The sequence below is a fragment of the Marinovum sp. 2_MG-2023 genome (genome assembly GCF_030548265.1).
GTDB lineage: Bacteria > Pseudomonadota > Alphaproteobacteria > Rhodobacterales > Rhodobacteraceae > Marinovum.
Window position 1 is genome coordinate 80,857 of record NZ_JAUOSD010000003.1, and the last position, 13,754, is coordinate 94,610.

General features: G+C 62.3%; 11 protein-coding genes. 5 read left to right on the forward strand and 6 right to left on the reverse strand.

Going from position 1 to position 13,754, the window contains the following annotated elements:
- Positions 1-3: 3 nt before the first annotated feature.
- Genes Q4577_RS05025 through ccmI form a run of 3 tightly spaced genes read left to right on the forward strand, consistent with a single transcriptional unit; the run spans position 4 to position 2,192 of the window.
- Positions 4-564 (forward strand): DsbE family thiol:disulfide interchange protein, encoded by a 561-nt coding sequence (locus tag Q4577_RS05025; protein ID WP_303469910.1) that lies wholly within the window; start codon positions 4-6, stop codon positions 562-564.
- Positions 558-1,040, forward strand: a complete 483-nt coding sequence (locus tag Q4577_RS05030) for a cytochrome c-type biogenesis protein (RefSeq protein WP_303470048.1) — start codon at positions 558-560, stop codon at positions 1,038-1,040. Before Q4577_RS05025 ends, Q4577_RS05030 begins: the two co-directional genes overlap by 7 nt.
- A 3-nt stretch (positions 1,041-1,043) precedes the next feature.
- Positions 1,044-2,192 (forward strand): c-type cytochrome biogenesis protein CcmI, encoded by a 1,149-nt coding sequence (gene ccmI / locus Q4577_RS05035; RefSeq protein WP_303469909.1) that lies wholly within the window; start codon positions 1,044-1,046, stop codon positions 2,190-2,192.
- A 130-nt stretch (positions 2,193-2,322) separates the two neighbouring features.
- Here the strand turns inward: ccmI and Q4577_RS05040 are convergent, their stop codons facing one another.
- Positions 2,323-4,350: a protein-disulfide reductase DsbD gene (locus Q4577_RS05040; RefSeq protein WP_303469908.1), complete on the reverse strand. Its 2,028-nt coding sequence runs from the start codon at positions 4,348-4,350 to the stop codon at positions 2,323-2,325.
- Between the two features lie 144 nt (positions 4,351-4,494).
- The gene (locus tag Q4577_RS05045) at positions 4,495-7,671 is read right to left on the reverse strand and encodes a hypothetical protein (RefSeq protein ID WP_303469906.1); all 3,177 of its coding nucleotides are present in this window, start codon (positions 7,669-7,671) and stop codon (positions 4,495-4,497) included.
- Between the two features lie 184 nt (positions 7,672-7,855).
- Between Q4577_RS05045 and Q4577_RS05050 the strand changes: the two genes are divergently transcribed.
- Complete coding sequence (locus Q4577_RS05050) at positions 7,856-8,578, forward strand: SIMPL domain-containing protein (RefSeq protein ID WP_303469905.1); 723 nt, start codon at positions 7,856-7,858, stop codon at positions 8,576-8,578.
- A gap of 74 nt (positions 8,579-8,652) precedes the next feature.
- On the opposite strand, the gene Q4577_RS05055 is transcribed toward Q4577_RS05050, so the two are convergent.
- From Q4577_RS05055 to Q4577_RS05065, 3 genes are all read right to left on the reverse strand, one after another.
- Positions 8,653-9,945, reverse strand: coding sequence for an O-acetylhomoserine aminocarboxypropyltransferase/cysteine synthase family protein (locus Q4577_RS05055; protein ID WP_303469904.1), 1,293 nt, complete (start codon positions 9,943-9,945; stop codon positions 8,653-8,655).
- A gap of 151 nt (positions 9,946-10,096) precedes the next feature.
- Positions 10,097-10,732 carry a ParA family protein gene (locus Q4577_RS05060; RefSeq protein WP_303469903.1) on the reverse strand — a complete coding sequence of 212 codons (636 nt, stop codon included), beginning with the start codon at positions 10,730-10,732 and terminating at the stop codon, positions 10,097-10,099.
- Positions 10,733-10,805: 73 nt separating this feature from the next.
- Positions 10,806-11,804: a hypothetical protein gene (locus Q4577_RS05065; protein WP_244687282.1), complete on the reverse strand. Its 999-nt coding sequence runs from the start codon at positions 11,802-11,804 to the stop codon at positions 10,806-10,808.
- A 179-nt stretch (positions 11,805-11,983) separates the two neighbouring features.
- Here Q4577_RS05065 and Q4577_RS05070 point away from each other — a divergent pair, with 179 nt between their 5' ends.
- Positions 11,984-12,502 (forward strand): hypothetical protein, encoded by a 519-nt coding sequence (locus tag Q4577_RS05070; RefSeq protein WP_303469900.1) that lies wholly within the window; start codon positions 11,984-11,986, stop codon positions 12,500-12,502.
- Here the strand turns inward: Q4577_RS05070 and Q4577_RS05075 are convergent.
- Positions 12,492-13,754 (reverse strand): amidohydrolase family protein, encoded by a 1,263-nt coding sequence (locus Q4577_RS05075; RefSeq protein WP_303469898.1) that lies wholly within the window; start codon positions 13,752-13,754, stop codon positions 12,492-12,494. The two genes, Q4577_RS05070 and Q4577_RS05075, sit on opposite strands and share 11 nt — an antisense overlap.

Genomic DNA, 13,754 nt, shown 5'->3' on the forward strand with positions numbered 1-13,754 from the left:
AAGATGCAACGTGTTCTGGTGATGCTGCCGGTTGCGGTGGTGATTGTGATTGGCGGTTTCTTTCTTTGGGGGTTGAACCCGGATCGCGATCCCAATGCCATCCCGTCTGCCCTGGTATCCCATCCGGCGCCGGCCTTTGAGCTGGAGGCCGTCGATGGTGTGGATGTGCCGGGCTTGAAAACCGCGGATCTGGCTGCGGCGGGCGAGCCCGTGCTGGTCAATGTCTTTGCCTCCTGGTGTGTGCCTTGCCGGGCCGAGCACAAGGTGCTGACGCGGCTGGCCGCGAGTGAGGGCTTTCCGCTTTTCGGTATAAACTACAAGGACAAGCCCGAGGCTGCCCGCGATTGGCTGAACGAGTTGGGAAATCCCTATCAACGGATCGGGTCGGATCTGTCCGGGCGCGCCGGGATCGAATGGGGAATTTCCGGGGTTCCTGAAAGCTTCCTTGTGAATGCCGAAGGCACGGTGGTCTGGCGTTACGTCGGGCCGATTGCCAGCGCACAGGCGCAGGATGAATTGCGCGACGCCCTTGCTGCTGCGCGCGCGGCGGGTGCGGGATCGTGAGACAGGTTCTTGCCGTCTGTCTGATCGCATTGGCCAGTGTCGCAGCGGCGGTGGAGCCGGACGAGATCCTTGACGATCCGGCATTGGAGGCGCGCGCGCGCGACATTTCCCGCGATATCCGCTGTGTCGTCTGTCAGAACGAACCGATTGACAGTTCGAACGCCGGGGTGGCGCGCGATCTGCGCATCCTGATCCGCGAGCGGTTGGTCGCGGGGGATAGCGATGCCGAGGTGGTGCAATATCTTGTGGATCGCTACGGCGATTACGTGTTGTTCAAGCCGCCGTTCAAACCCACGACCTATGCATTGTGGCTGGCGCCGTTTGCGCTTTTGGGGTTGGGGGGCGTGGCTGCGGCGTCGGCGTTGCGACGCCGCAAGGCGGGCACGGCCCCCGAGGGACTTAGCCCCGAGGACGAGGCAAAAGTCGGTGAATTGATGGCGCGTTTTGACGCCGAGATGGACAAGAAAGACACCTGAGGCATGAATTTCTGGATACCCGCCGGGCTGATGGCGATTTTGGCCGGTTTGATCATCCTTTTGCCGCTGTGGCGGCGTGGCACGGCGCAGGTCGGGCACCGCGAAGGGGCCTTGGCCATCTTTGTCGACCAGTTGAAAGAGGTCGATGCGGAACGTGCGCGCGGTGTGATTTCCCCGCAGGAGGCCGAGGCCGCAGCACTGGAAATCAAACGGCGCATGTTGGCGGTGGAACGTCAGGGTGGCGATGGTGGCAAGATCAGAACCGGCGGCACGGCGGCGCTTTTTGTGATGGCCGTCATGGTGCCGTTGTTGGCGGGCGGTGTTTATCTGGCGACAGGCGCGCCCGGCATTTCCAGCCAGCCGTTTGCCGACCGTGCGGCGGAACGGGGTGAGGATCAAAAGATTGTCGAGCTTACAGAACGTTTGAAAGCCCGCCTTCAAGCCGATGAAAGTGGCGGGCCGATCGAGGGCTGGGAGCTTTTGGCCCAGACCTATATGCAGATGGGCCGGTATCAGGACGCGGTTGCGGCGCTGGCGGAAATCCTGGATCGCCCTGACACCCGTGCAGGCCATGTGACGCAATACGCCGAAGCCTTGATTGCGGCGGCTGATGGCATTGTGACGCAATCGGCGGCGGCAGCGATTGACCGCGCGCTGGACATGGATGTGCTGAACCCGGCGGCGATTTTCTATAAGGCGCAATGGCTGGAACAGGACGGTCAGGTGACCGAGGCGCGTGCGCTGTTGGTGTTGCGGTTGTCCCAGGAGGAAACCGCGCAGCCCTGGATGGAATATTTCATCCGCGAGATCAACCGCATCAGCGCCACCACCGGAGACGCGGCGGTGGCAATGTCTGACTTTGTGACAGTACGGGGCCCAAGCGCCGACGACGTGGCCGCTGCGGCAGAGATGACAGCCGATGATCGGGCGGATTTCATCCAATCGATGGTGGCCGGTTTGGCAGAGCGCTTGCAGGAGACGCCGGAAGATCTTGACGGCTGGCTACAGTTGGGGCGGGCCTATGGCGTGCTGGGGCAATCTGACAAGGCGCTGGAGGCGTATCGCGCCGCAGAGGGTCTGTTGTCGACCCTGGCGGCGGAGGATCCCCGCCATGCGATCGTGGCGCAGGGTTTGGCGGCAAACGGCGGCTGAAGCGATAGTTGTCAGGGCGGGAATGAGGGGCCAGCCCCTCACACTCCCCGGGATATTTGATCCAGGAGAAAGACCGGTCAAGCGAAAGACTGGTCAGGAGAAAGACAGGTCAGGCGAATGACAAAAGACGTCAACCGCCGGCTTTTTCGATGGCTTGGAATATCGCCTTGGCGCTGAGGAGTTCCGGCAGGGCGATCCCGGTCGGCGCGGCGGGGCCGTAGACCGCGTTGAACGGGATGCCGTAGCGGTTGAACTCAGCCAGATATTCGGAAATCGCCGGGTCAGGGCGGGTCCAGTCGGCCTGCATGGCGATGATGTCGCCAGAGGTCAGCAGGGTGGCGACCTCGCCACGTTCCAGGACCAGTGATTTGTTGGCTTTGCAGGTCAGGCACCAATCCGCAGTCACGTCGACAAAGACGATCTTGCCATTTGCGATATGGTCACGGATGTCGGTGGTGTCGAAGGGCGCCCAGTTGGCTGCGGTTGGGGTGTCGGATTGCGGCGCGGCGGGGCGCAGGGCAGGCAGGCCAACGGCGATCACGGCCAGGGCCGCGACCCAAACGGGCCGCCGGGGCAGGCGGATGGGCAGGATCAGAATTGCCAGGATCATTGCCACCAACAGCGCGGTGATGGCCGCATTGGCCAGACCGGCGACATTGGCCAGCACCAGGAACAGCCAGGCCGCCGTCAGGGCCAGCAATCCCGCCATCACGGCCTTGACCACCAGCATCCAGCGCCCCGGTTTGGGCAGGACAGCCACACAGCCGGGCATTGCCGCGACCGCGAGGTAAGGCAGGGCCAGACCGATTCCAAGCGCGGTGAAGATCACCGCAATATCCAACCCGCCGCCCGCCATGGCAAAAGCCACGGCAGTGCCGAGAAACGGCGCGGAACAGGGGGTTGCCAGCACCGCAGCAAAGGCACCGGTGGCGAAATCGCCCAAGTGGCCATGGCCCCCGACACTGGCCAAATGGGTTTGCAGCCCCGAAGGCAGGCTCAGGGTGAACGCGCCAAACAGTTTGGCGGAAAACAGCACCAGAATGACAATCATCAATGTCAGGAACACCGGGCTTTGGAATTGCAGACCCCAGCCGACGGCATGGCCCATGGATTGCAAACCCCAGGTCGCCGCCGCCAGAGCCCAGAAAAAGGTCAGCACGCCAAACGCCGCCCAGAGAAAACCGGCCCGGATCTGTGCCGGGGGAAGATCGGATTTGCCAATCGCGGCCGCCAGTTTCAGCGACAGAACCGGCAAGACGCAGGGCATGACATTCAGGATCAGACCGCCCAGCACCGCGATCAACGCCATGGCCCAGAGACCCCGCCCGGCCTGGGGGGCGGCAGGCAGCGTGTCGGTCAGGGGGGCGGGCAGCGTCCCGGCAAAGCGACCGTCGGTCACGGTCAGGGTCAGCTCGGCATTTGGGTCCGTCGCATAAAGCAGTGGGATTTCCGCCCAGAGCCGGGTTTGGTCGGCATCGAGACGGACAATGGGTTTGCCGAAAACCGCGCCTTCCAATTCCGGAAAGACATCCGGCGTGCGAAAGCCGAGATCACGGTGCAGGGCCACTGTCAGATGGGTCTGCGACAGATGAGCCGCTTCGAGGGACATGTTGGTGGCTGCGCCCTCTGCCGGGACTTTGCTCAGGGCTGCGGCAATCGTTTCAGCGGCCTCGGGGTCAATCCCGGTGTCGTTTGGCAGGGTCAGGGTCAGGGTGAAATCTTCGGGAATGCAGATCTCTTTGCAGACCAGCAACCGCACGCGGGGGGTCAAGGTGGCGGGGGCCCCGGGGTGATCCAGCGTGATGCGAATGGGGAAAACGACCTGATCGCCGTAGCCAAAGTTTTCGATATCAAATGCGGTAAAACGCGTCGGAGCCGGGAATTGCAATTCAGCTGTGGCCAGATTTTGCGCCTGATCCCAGTCAAGTTCCGGTGGCAGGCCGACCTCGCCGGGTGAGCGCCAATAGGTCTTCCACCCGTCTTGCATTTTCACAACCAGACCGGCGGACAGCGTCCCGGCATCCGGGGCGACGCCCTGTTCGGCGGTGATCAACTGTGCGGTCAGGGCCGGGGCCTCGTAGAGGTCGGATTGTGCGGCCCATGCCGTCACCGGCAGGGCAAGCAAAAGCACAGAGATCAAAAGGCGCAAAAGCTGCATTTGGGCTCCTTCCCGACGGGGTGCCGGGGTGTGCTCTGTATGCGCTTTTCACCGGGTCAGGTCGAGAGGGGCAGGCCGTCACATTGGCGCGAGGGGGCTGTGTTCTGTGTCCTGTGCGACGCTGAGCCGCGGGGGGCAGGCCCGTCAGCCGCGCGGCATGCGCAACACCACGTTGCGCCCGCTTTTGACGTAGTTCAACCGATCTTCATCAATGGCAGAGACGCGACCACCGTCAATCCGGTCGCCGACCTTGACCTTTTGGTAGCGACCATTGGACAGGCGGATCAACGCCCGGCGGCTTGACGGTTTGCCGTAGACGCCGATCAGGTTGACGTTGCGCAGATTGATCGCGTTCTTTTGCGTTGCGGCGGTGGCGACGGTGGTTTTCGACGGGATACGCGGCGTCACGGTGCGCGGGGCAACGGCGGCTGGGGCGGCGGCGGCCACCACCGAATTTGCGGCGTTCTGGGCCGCGCGGTCGACAAGGGTCGCCATGTTGGTCGGTCGGCGGTTGGGTTTGAGAGAGCTTGCCACCGCCAGTTCGCTGGCTTCGATGTCTTTTTCGGCCTCGGTTTTGGCCGGGTCTTGCGCCGGACGCAGTTTCGGACGTTTCTGGCGCAGTTCCTCAAGGCTGATACCGCCCAGATTGGCGCGTTCATTCTGTTCGATCAGATCACCGGGGCGTGGCCGTGGGCGCAGCCCGGCAAGGCTGGGATCAGCTGCGGTTGTTGGCGCGGATGTGTCGGGGGCCGGAGTGGCGCCTGGAATGGGCGCGGGCACCGGCACCGCAGCCGAGGCGGCGGCAATCGCAGCCGCAAGGGCGGCGTTTTCGTCGTCAGATGCTGGATCGGAGGATTGCGGGTCTTGGCCCGCTTCTGGTGCGGGCAGGGCCGCGGGCGTCACGGATTCCACCCCCGGTCGCAACGGGGCTTTTAACGGCGGCGGCCCAAGCACCAGGGTAAACCCGGCGGGATGCAAGACCCCCTGCGCGGTCGGTTGGATCAAACCATTGTCGTCAAAGGTAAATCCGGAATCCGCCGGATAGGGATTGATTTGCGTTGGCGGGATCTGATCGGTGTCGGCCTCGCGCTGGGTTGGGATGGCAATGGCGTCGCCGACCGCCACATCGGGGTCGATGGAGGCCACGTAAAGTTCGCCAACCAAGGCCTGCTCTGGCTCGTTGGGCGGCATGGGCGCGCGTTGCCAGATGCCGGTCGCCGCATAGCGGGCCTCGGCTTGTTCCGGTGTCAGGGCCTCGGATTCGAAGGGCACCGAGAGGCCATCAACCTGCTCTTCGACAAGATCGCGGCTGAGGCTTGGCAGGCCTTCACTCAGCGAGGCAATGTTGATGTCAGTCGGGTCTTCGGGGTCAATTTCGCGGGGCAGGTCCGGCAGGGCAAGCGCGGTTGGCGGGATCGCTTCGGGCGGTGCGGCGGCGCTGTTGGGGTCGGTGGTGTCAAGCGCGCTGTCGCGCACGGCGGGCGCGGTGGCGGAGGCCACTGCCGGGCCTTCGACATTGCGCCGGAACAAGGAGGCGAGACCATCGTCCAGAAACAGCGAGGCCCAGGCACTGACCGCGAGTAGGGCCAGGATCAGGGCGGCTGTCAGCATCAGGCCAAGGAACCGGGGTTTGCCGCCGATTTTTTGCTGGCCGCGCGCGCCAAAAACCGTCATCCGGTCGCCTTCGTCCAGCGCGGCGGCGGCTGCGGCGGTTTCTGCTGCTTTCGCGTCGCCGGGCTTGACCTTGGACAGTCGCGCTTTGCGGCTTGGTTTGGCGGGTTTGCCAGGTTTGCCCGGGCTTTGCGCCGCGCCGGTGCGGCGGCTGGCAAAGCCGATGTTTTTGCCAATCCCGGCAGAGGCGCGGGCAATTATCCCGCTGGCGGTGGATGGTGTGGGCTCTGCGGTCGGGGCGGTGGCGGTTGGTGCCGTCGCGGCGATCTGGTCGCTGATGTTGTCGCTGTCGTTGTCCCCGTCGTTGTCGGCTTTGGGTTTCGGGCGCATCGTAAACGACGCCCGTGCGCTTGCCGCGATCTCATCCGCCACGTCGCGGGGTTTAGGGGGCGATACCGGCGTGTCGGATGTCGGACCGCGCAGGTTTTCGGGCCGCGCTGTCAGATTTTTGCTGGCGCGTGGCGCTGGTGCGTCGCGGTTGGCCCGAATGCTGCTGAATCCCGGCGTTGCGGGTTCCGGCGGCATGGCAGAGACGCTTGGCGGCACCTTTGGGGCGGGCGGGGGTGGGGCATTGGGATTGGCAACCGGCACAGCAGGCGGATCTTTGCGGTTGCCTGCGTCTTCCACTGGGCCGGGGCGTTGTTTCTTCTTGAATGATGGCAGAGGCGGGACGTCTGCCTCGGGCTTGAGCGCCGGGGGGGCTGCTTTGACTTCGGGTGTCTTGGGCGATGTGTCGGTGTTCCGCGCGGCATCAGGTTTCGGTGCTGCGGGTGTCTTGCCTGCGGCCTGACCCTGTGGTTGCGGCGGGGTCTTTGCGGTTGGTGCGCTGGCGGGTTTCGGCGTTGCGGGCTGTGGCGTTGCGGGCTGCGGCGCGGGCGCGGGTGTCTTGGCGTCCGGCTTTGCCTTTACCGGGCGTTCCTCTGACGGGCGCTCCTCTGTCGGGCGCTCTTTTGGTGCGGCGGGCGCGGCTTTGGCTTTTGGCGGCGAAGGTGTGTCTGACTTGGGCGCACTGGCCTCGGGCTTTGCCCGGGGTGTTTCTGGCGCAGGTTTTTCCTGTACCGGGGTTTCCTGCACCGGCGGGACCGGTTCCGCCAGATCGTCCAGAATGGCAACCGGGGTATCATCCCCCTGGACCGTCATGCCGGGGGTCAGGGTGGTCAGCGCCTTTTGCGTCGGACCAAAAAACGGCTCGCGCTGGAAACCGGCGTCTTTTGCCACGTCGGAGACAAAGCCAAGGGGCAGGAAACCATGCAGGATGGCAAATTGCTCTGCCTCGTCAAGTGTTTCCCGCGCCACCGCCGCCACATGGATATGGTCGCCGTCGCGGTGGAAATCATAGACCAAATCGTCAATGGCATAGGGCGTCGCGCCATCAAGCGCGGCTTCGACGGCCTCTGGATTGGAAATCCCCGGCGCAGGTGCGGCAATGTCCAGAAACTTCACCTGCTCGGTCGGCAGGATCAATTTGACTTCGCAATCGCCCTTGGTCACGCGTTCGCGCAGGGCGATCAGGGTTTCAGACAAATCCGGCAATTCGGGCGAAACAACACCCAATTGACGCCAGCCATCGCCGGCCGCGCCATCAGCCGAGGCGCGCCGCAACAGAGCAATCCCGTCAAAGGAAAGCAACAGAGCAAAATCTGGTTTCATCTCTCCGGCTTTCGCACTCCTTCATGGGTCACGCAAGTCTGACCCGTCTTCCACCCATTTTACAGCAGCTTCCTGCCGAGAAAAAGCCGCGACACCATAATGTTACGAACCAGAGGTTGTGCGCCTTCCTGGTCACGCGCATCTTTGTCGCGAATATGGCTTTCATAACATAAAGGCAGTGCTGATGTTGAGACATTTGAGTGTAAGGGCTTTTGTCATCACCTTGATGATTCCCCTGGGGCTGTCGGGGGCGGCATGGGCCGATGATCGTGCACCCCATGTCACAGTGACCGGCGAGGGGCGCGCCACGGCGGTGCCGGACATGGCGACGGTGCATCTTGGCGTGGCACATGAGGCGCGTGAAGCACGTGATGCAATGGCGCAGGTCAACGAAGACATTCAGAAGCTTTTTGCCGCCCTGACCGAGATGGGCATCGCCCCGCGGGATGTTCAGACAAGTTCGCTGCGGCTTGACCCGGTCTGGCGCGACCGCAGCCGGTCCACCCCGCCGGAAACACCGGTGATTGATGGCTTTGTTGCCCAGAACGATCTGACCATTCGGGTGTCGGATATGGCCCGGTTGGGGGATGTGCTTGCGGTGATGCTGGACAGCGGGTCAAACCGGTTTTCCGGCATTTCCTTTGGGCTGCGCGATCCCGGTCCGGTCTTGGATGAGGCCCGCCGTCTTGCGGTGGCGGACGCCCGTGCACGGGCGCAATTATACGCCGATGCTGCCGGTGTGACGCTGGGCGACATAAGTGAGATTTTCGAGCCCGGCACAGGATCCGCCCCGGGGCCGGTCTTTGCCCGGGCCGAGGCGATGATGGTTGGGGACGGCATGCCGGTTGCGGCGGGAGAGCTGAATTTCAACGCCCAGATCACCATCGTTTATGGTCTTGAAAACTAATCTGGTTCTGAAAACTAAATACGGCCCCGCCTGAAAGGGCGGGACCGTTTTCGCACTCACGAAATGTGCATTGTTCAGGCGGAGGCTTTGGCCAATGCCTGGTCAAGGTCGGCGATCAGATCTGCGGCATCTTCGATCCCGATGGACAGACGCACCACATCGGGCCCGGCCCCTGCGGCGGTTTGCTGTTCCGCTGTCAGCTGGCGGTGGGTGGTCGATGCGGAATGGATCACCAGGCTGCGGGTGTCCCCAAGATTGGCGACATGGCTGAAAATTTCCAGCGAATCCACGAATTTGACACAGGCGTCATAGCCATCCTTCAACGCAATGGTGAACAGACCGCCGGCGCCTTTGGGGCAAAGCCGCGCTTTTCGCTCGGCATAGGGCGACGTCGGCAGACCGGCATAGGTCACAGCGGCAACCGCGTCGTGGCCTTCCAGCCATGCGGCGATCTTTTCCGCGTTTTGCACATGGCGTTCCATCCGCAACGACAGCGTTTCAATGCCCATCAGCGTGTAATGCGCCGCCTGTGGATTGAGCGTCATGCCCAGATCGCGCAACCCGATGGCAATGCCGTGGAAGGTGAAGGCCAGCGGGCCAAAGGTTTCCGCAAAGGTCAGCCCGTGATAGGCCGGTTCCGGTGCGCTGAGCGACGGGAATTTGTCGGATGCGGACCAGTCGAATTTGCCTGAATCCACGACCACGCCGCCGGTCACAGTGCCGTTGCCGGTCAGATATTTGGTCATCGAATGCACGACAAGCGTCGCGCCATGGTCGATCGGCTTGCACAGATAGGGCGTGGCCGATGTGTTGTCGACGATCAGCGGAATGCCCGCCGCATCGGCCACTTTGGCCGCCGCTGCAATGTCGGTGATATAGCCGCCGGGGTTGGCCACGGATTCACAGAACACCGCGCGGGTGTTGTCATCAATCGCTGCTGCAACCGCATCCATATCGTCGAAATCGACAAATTTCGCCGACCAGCCAAAGCGTTTGATTGTCTGGCTGAACTGGGTGATCGAACCGCCATAAAGCCGGGTCGACACCACCACATTCAAACCGGGCCCCATCAGCGGGAACAGCGCCATGATCTGGGCCGCGTGCCCCGACGAACAGCAAACGGCACCCACACCACCTTCGAGCGTGGCAAGACGTTCCTGAAGGGCGGCCACGGTCGGGTTGGTCAGGCGGGAATAGATATATCCGACTTCCTGAAGGTTAAACAGCGCCGCCGCATGTTCCGCATCGCGGAACACATAGGCCGTTGTCTGGTAAATCGGTATCTGACGTGCGCCGGTGGCGGGGTCGGGGCGGGCACCGGCGTGGATTTGCAGCGTGTCAAAGCCGTATTGCGGGGCGTCGGTCATGGGATCCTCCTTCGGGAATTTTGCCGGAGGGTATGCAGAGGCGGCACCATTTTCCAGCCCTGGAATCAGCTATCTGATGTTTTTCCGCTGCTAAAATATGCAGTTCACCCTTTACCCGCCCGGATTGCCGCCAATTTCGCGAGCGCGCCGATCAGGATGCTTTGGCGAGGATGACATCCAGCACCGGTTTCCACTGGTCCTGCATTACACGAAACGGTTTCTGGGTCCGGTCAAAGACCGACAGGCCCTGACGCGCCAAATCACCATAGATCGTGCGGTCGGAAATACAGGCCAGCGGCGGTTGCTCCATCGAGTCGCAAAACCGCATGAGGTCGCGGCGGCTGCGCGAGAAGCTGCGCAATCGGTTGGCGATCACCTCGATTCGTGCCTTGCCCTTGCGGATGCGTTTGACGTCACGCAGGGATTTCAGGAACCGCTTGGTCGCATCTTCGTCAATCCATGACGCGGTCAGGGGCACAAGGATCAAATCCGCCATCTTGACCAGATCAGCGGCGTCTGCCGGATCAATGCTGCCGGGGGCATCAACAATAAGGTATTCGGCGGTTTTCGGCGCAGTGCCAAGTTCGCGCGCATTGGTCCAGTCGCGTCGTTTGATTGGCGGATTGCCCAGGTTGCGCCGTTTCAGCCAGTTAAACGACGACTTTTGAACATCTGCATCCGCCAATGCCACCCGCCGCCCCAGATTGGCCAGCGCGCCTGCCAGGGTGATCGAGGTGATCGTTTTGCCTGTGCCGCCTTTTGGGTTCACGACGAGAATGGTTTTCAACCTTACAGCTCCTTGGTTTCCAAAGTGGGCTCTGTATATTTAATGTATATACTTGTTCAACCCGAAAATTGCCCTAGCGCATCCAGAAACCTTCGCGCCGGATCTTGTTGCGGATTGCCTGTTCCCGTTTGGGCAGATCATTCTGATCAAACAGATCGCGCACCTTTTGGCCGCGCCCCTGATAGATCATTCGCAGGGCGGGTTCATATTCCTTCAGCCGTTTTTTGACCTTATGCGGTCCGGTGATAATGTCGATCGTGTCAAGAACATGTTGACCCTCGCGGGCGTAAAGCATTGGCAGAAAACGATAATGACACGAATGGCTGCCATCCAGCATTCCCGCCGGAAGGGTGTCGCGCCCGCCGCCAAAGGAATGAATGACCAGCGGCAGCGCCACCTGATCCAGCCAGGGATCCATGGTCTGGCACACCAGTTCCGCCGGGGGATCGTCGCGGATGGTCAGCGCATATTCCAGAAACCGCTCGCCAAACAATTTTGGGCATTTGTAAAAGAAGAAACCGGCGTTGAAATAGAGATAGCGTTGCCAATATTCATCCGGTTGCCCCAGGTCGAGCGAGCTTTGGAAATCCAGACCAAAGCGGTCATAAAGCGATTTCCAGATCGCCGAATAGCCGGGGCCGTAGAGTTCGATTTTCGGCCAGGTGCCTTCGCGACGCATGGATGCGGTGGGGCGGTCAAAGTCGAACGGCACCTCGCGCAGATCGCCGGTGATCAGGGTGTCGGTGTCAAAAAACACAAACGGCTCACCCTCGGGCAGGGCGGCAAGGGCCTCGATCTTGTTGCCATAGGGGTAGTCATGGCCGAAATGCCGGTTTTCGAACGGCAGGAATTCGACACCAAATTCGACCAACAGGTTGCGAAGGTCTTCGTTCTTGATGCGGGGGTTGTTGGGCCAGAGCGGACCGGGTTGCGGTTCGGCGAGGAAAAGCCGCCCGCGAAAGCCGCGGTTGTAGTAGCGAAACGAGGCCGCGAACAACAGCGCCTCATATTGCAGACGGCCGGATTGGCCGACGATTACGATGTTGAACGGCGTATCTGCGATAGGTTGCATTGTCATTGCCTGGCTGCCCCTGGTTGCTTTTGGGTCTTTTGTTGTCGACTATAGGCGGGAATGGCGCGGGTCTAAAGGCGCTTGGTCACAGGTTGGTGCCGAGTCTGACCTGTGCAGTCTGCATTCCTGTCGAATGGGTCGCAATGCCATATTGGATTCAATAATTCGGGGGAAAAGACATGCATTTCATTCTGGTCTTGATTGCGCTGCTGGCCAATGGCGGTTCCGGTCCGGGGGCGGGTGACACTCCGGGGGGTGACGCGGATGGCGGAAACCGGGTGGACCCGGCCGAAAGCGCCGCGATCACGGCCCCGGAACCTGTGGCCGAACCGCAGGAACCCACCGGGCGCTTTACCACCGCAACAGAGGTGCGCCCGATCCTGAACGCGACCAAGGCCAATTGGGTTGCGGTGCGCGAATATGAGGGGCGCGATCTGGTGTATTTTACCCATCTGCTCAGCTGGCGTTGCGGGTTGATTGGTCTGGAATATGCGATCAACGATGGCCCGGTTGAGGCGTTTGCGCTGCCCGATTGCCATGAGGATACCGGCGCGCCGAACGCGTTGTTGCCGGCGGATGGTCTGCCGTATGTGTCCTTTGGTCTGCAAACTGTGGACAAGATCCGCATTCACATCACCTATGACGACCTCGCCCGCGATACGATTGTGGTGGCGCGCAACGGCGTGCTTATTCCGTAATTGGCTGTGTTTCGCCGGGTGCGGGGGTGTCGTCCGGTGCCGGTGTGACAGCAACAGGGCCGATCGGGTCAACGGCGCGGCGCAGGTTCGGGACCGCCCCAAACCAGACGTCGCGATTTGGCGGCGCAATGTTGGTGGGGGCAATGCAGGACGGGGCAATGCAGGACGGGGCAATACAGGACGGGGCGATGCAGGATGGCGCAATGTCGGGCGCGCGCCAGACCCAGCGGCCCTGCGCCATGGTGGCGGCGATGCGGCGGCTGGCTCGGTGCAGCACCACCAGATCGGCCCGCGCCCCAGGTACAAGAACCCCGCGATCCTGCAATCCCATGGTCTGGGCCGGGCGGGCGGAAATCAGGGACCAGGCCCCGGCCAAAGGCAGGGTGCCGGTGTCCCACAGATGCAGCGCGGCGCGGTGCATCGCCTCGGGGGCGCCGTCTGAAATCAACGCATCACACATGCCGCCGGTGATCATGTCACGTGCCACTGGCGCGCCCGGCTGGTCCGGGCCGCTCATCACGCCGCGCGCCGGCATCAGCACCGGATCGCCCCAGGCCCGTGCCACCGCCGCCGCGCCTACCGCCTCTGGCGCGGCACAAATTTTGGCACCCATCATCGCCAGCCGCTCGCGGCTCTGGCCGTCGCGGTCGCCGTAGCTGCCGGAGCGGACGTTCAGCACGTCAAAGGCATGCGCCAGATTGCACAGGTGGCGATGCACCTCATCGCCACGGGCGCGCAGACCTTCGGCAATGCGGCGCAATTCATCGTCCGACGGCAGGGCCGGGGTGTTGACGTGATCGACAAACAGCACAGCATTAATGTCATACTGGCGCAGCAGCGTCAGGAACCGGTGTTCGCTGTCCATCATATGGATGTCACTGCGCAACATGATGCGAAGATCACAGGTCATGCGCGCCTGATAAGATGCCATCCCCAACAGCAGGGCCTCGGCGAAATCCGGGCTTTTGGCCCCGCCTTGCCAGCCCCAGTCCTGTGCCAGCCACCCGGTGGTGATGCCCCGGGACAGAAGGTCACGTTCGACCTCTGGCAGATTGGGCAGGCTGTTGGACACCGGCGCGCGGGCGTGAAGGTCGACAATCCCCGGCAGAATATCATACCCGGTCATGTCGATCTCACGCGCGGGGCCATTGCTGATGTGTCCATCGGCAATGGTCAGGGCATGATCTTCCAACCCTGAGTCATGTAAGATACGGGCGCCGGTAAGACGCACGGGAAAAGAAAGAACGGACAT

Bases quoted from the DNA above. Each gene is read 5' to 3' on its own strand.
- Q4577_RS05055 (WP_303469904.1), bottom strand. From the start codon at position 9,945: ATGACCGACGCCCCGCAATACGGCTTTGACACGCTGCAAATCCACGCC.
- Q4577_RS05070 (WP_303469900.1), top strand. From the start codon at position 11,984: ATGCATTTCATTCTGGTCTTGATTGCGCTGCTGGCCAATGGCGGTTCC.
- Q4577_RS05075 (WP_303469898.1), bottom strand. From the start codon at position 13,754: ATGTCCGTTCTTTCTTTTCCCGTGCGTCTTACCGGCGCCCGTATCTTA.
- Q4577_RS05040 (WP_303469908.1), bottom strand. From the start codon at position 4,350: ATGCAGCTTTTGCGCCTTTTGATCTCTGTGCTTTTGCTTGCCCTGCCG.
- Q4577_RS05050 (WP_303469905.1), top strand. From the start codon at position 7,856: ATGTTGAGACATTTGAGTGTAAGGGCTTTTGTCATCACCTTGATGATT.
- ccmI (WP_303469909.1), top strand. From the start codon at position 1,044: ATGAATTTCTGGATACCCGCCGGGCTGATGGCGATTTTGGCCGGTTTG.
- Q4577_RS05025 (WP_303469910.1), top strand. From the start codon at position 4: ATGCAACGTGTTCTGGTGATGCTGCCGGTTGCGGTGGTGATTGTGATT.
- Q4577_RS05045 (WP_303469906.1), bottom strand. From the start codon at position 7,671: ATGAAACCAGATTTTGCTCTGTTGCTTTCCTTTGACGGGATTGCTCTG.
- Q4577_RS05065 (WP_244687282.1), bottom strand. From the start codon at position 11,804: ATGCAACCTATCGCAGATACGCCGTTCAACATCGTAATCGTCGGCCAA.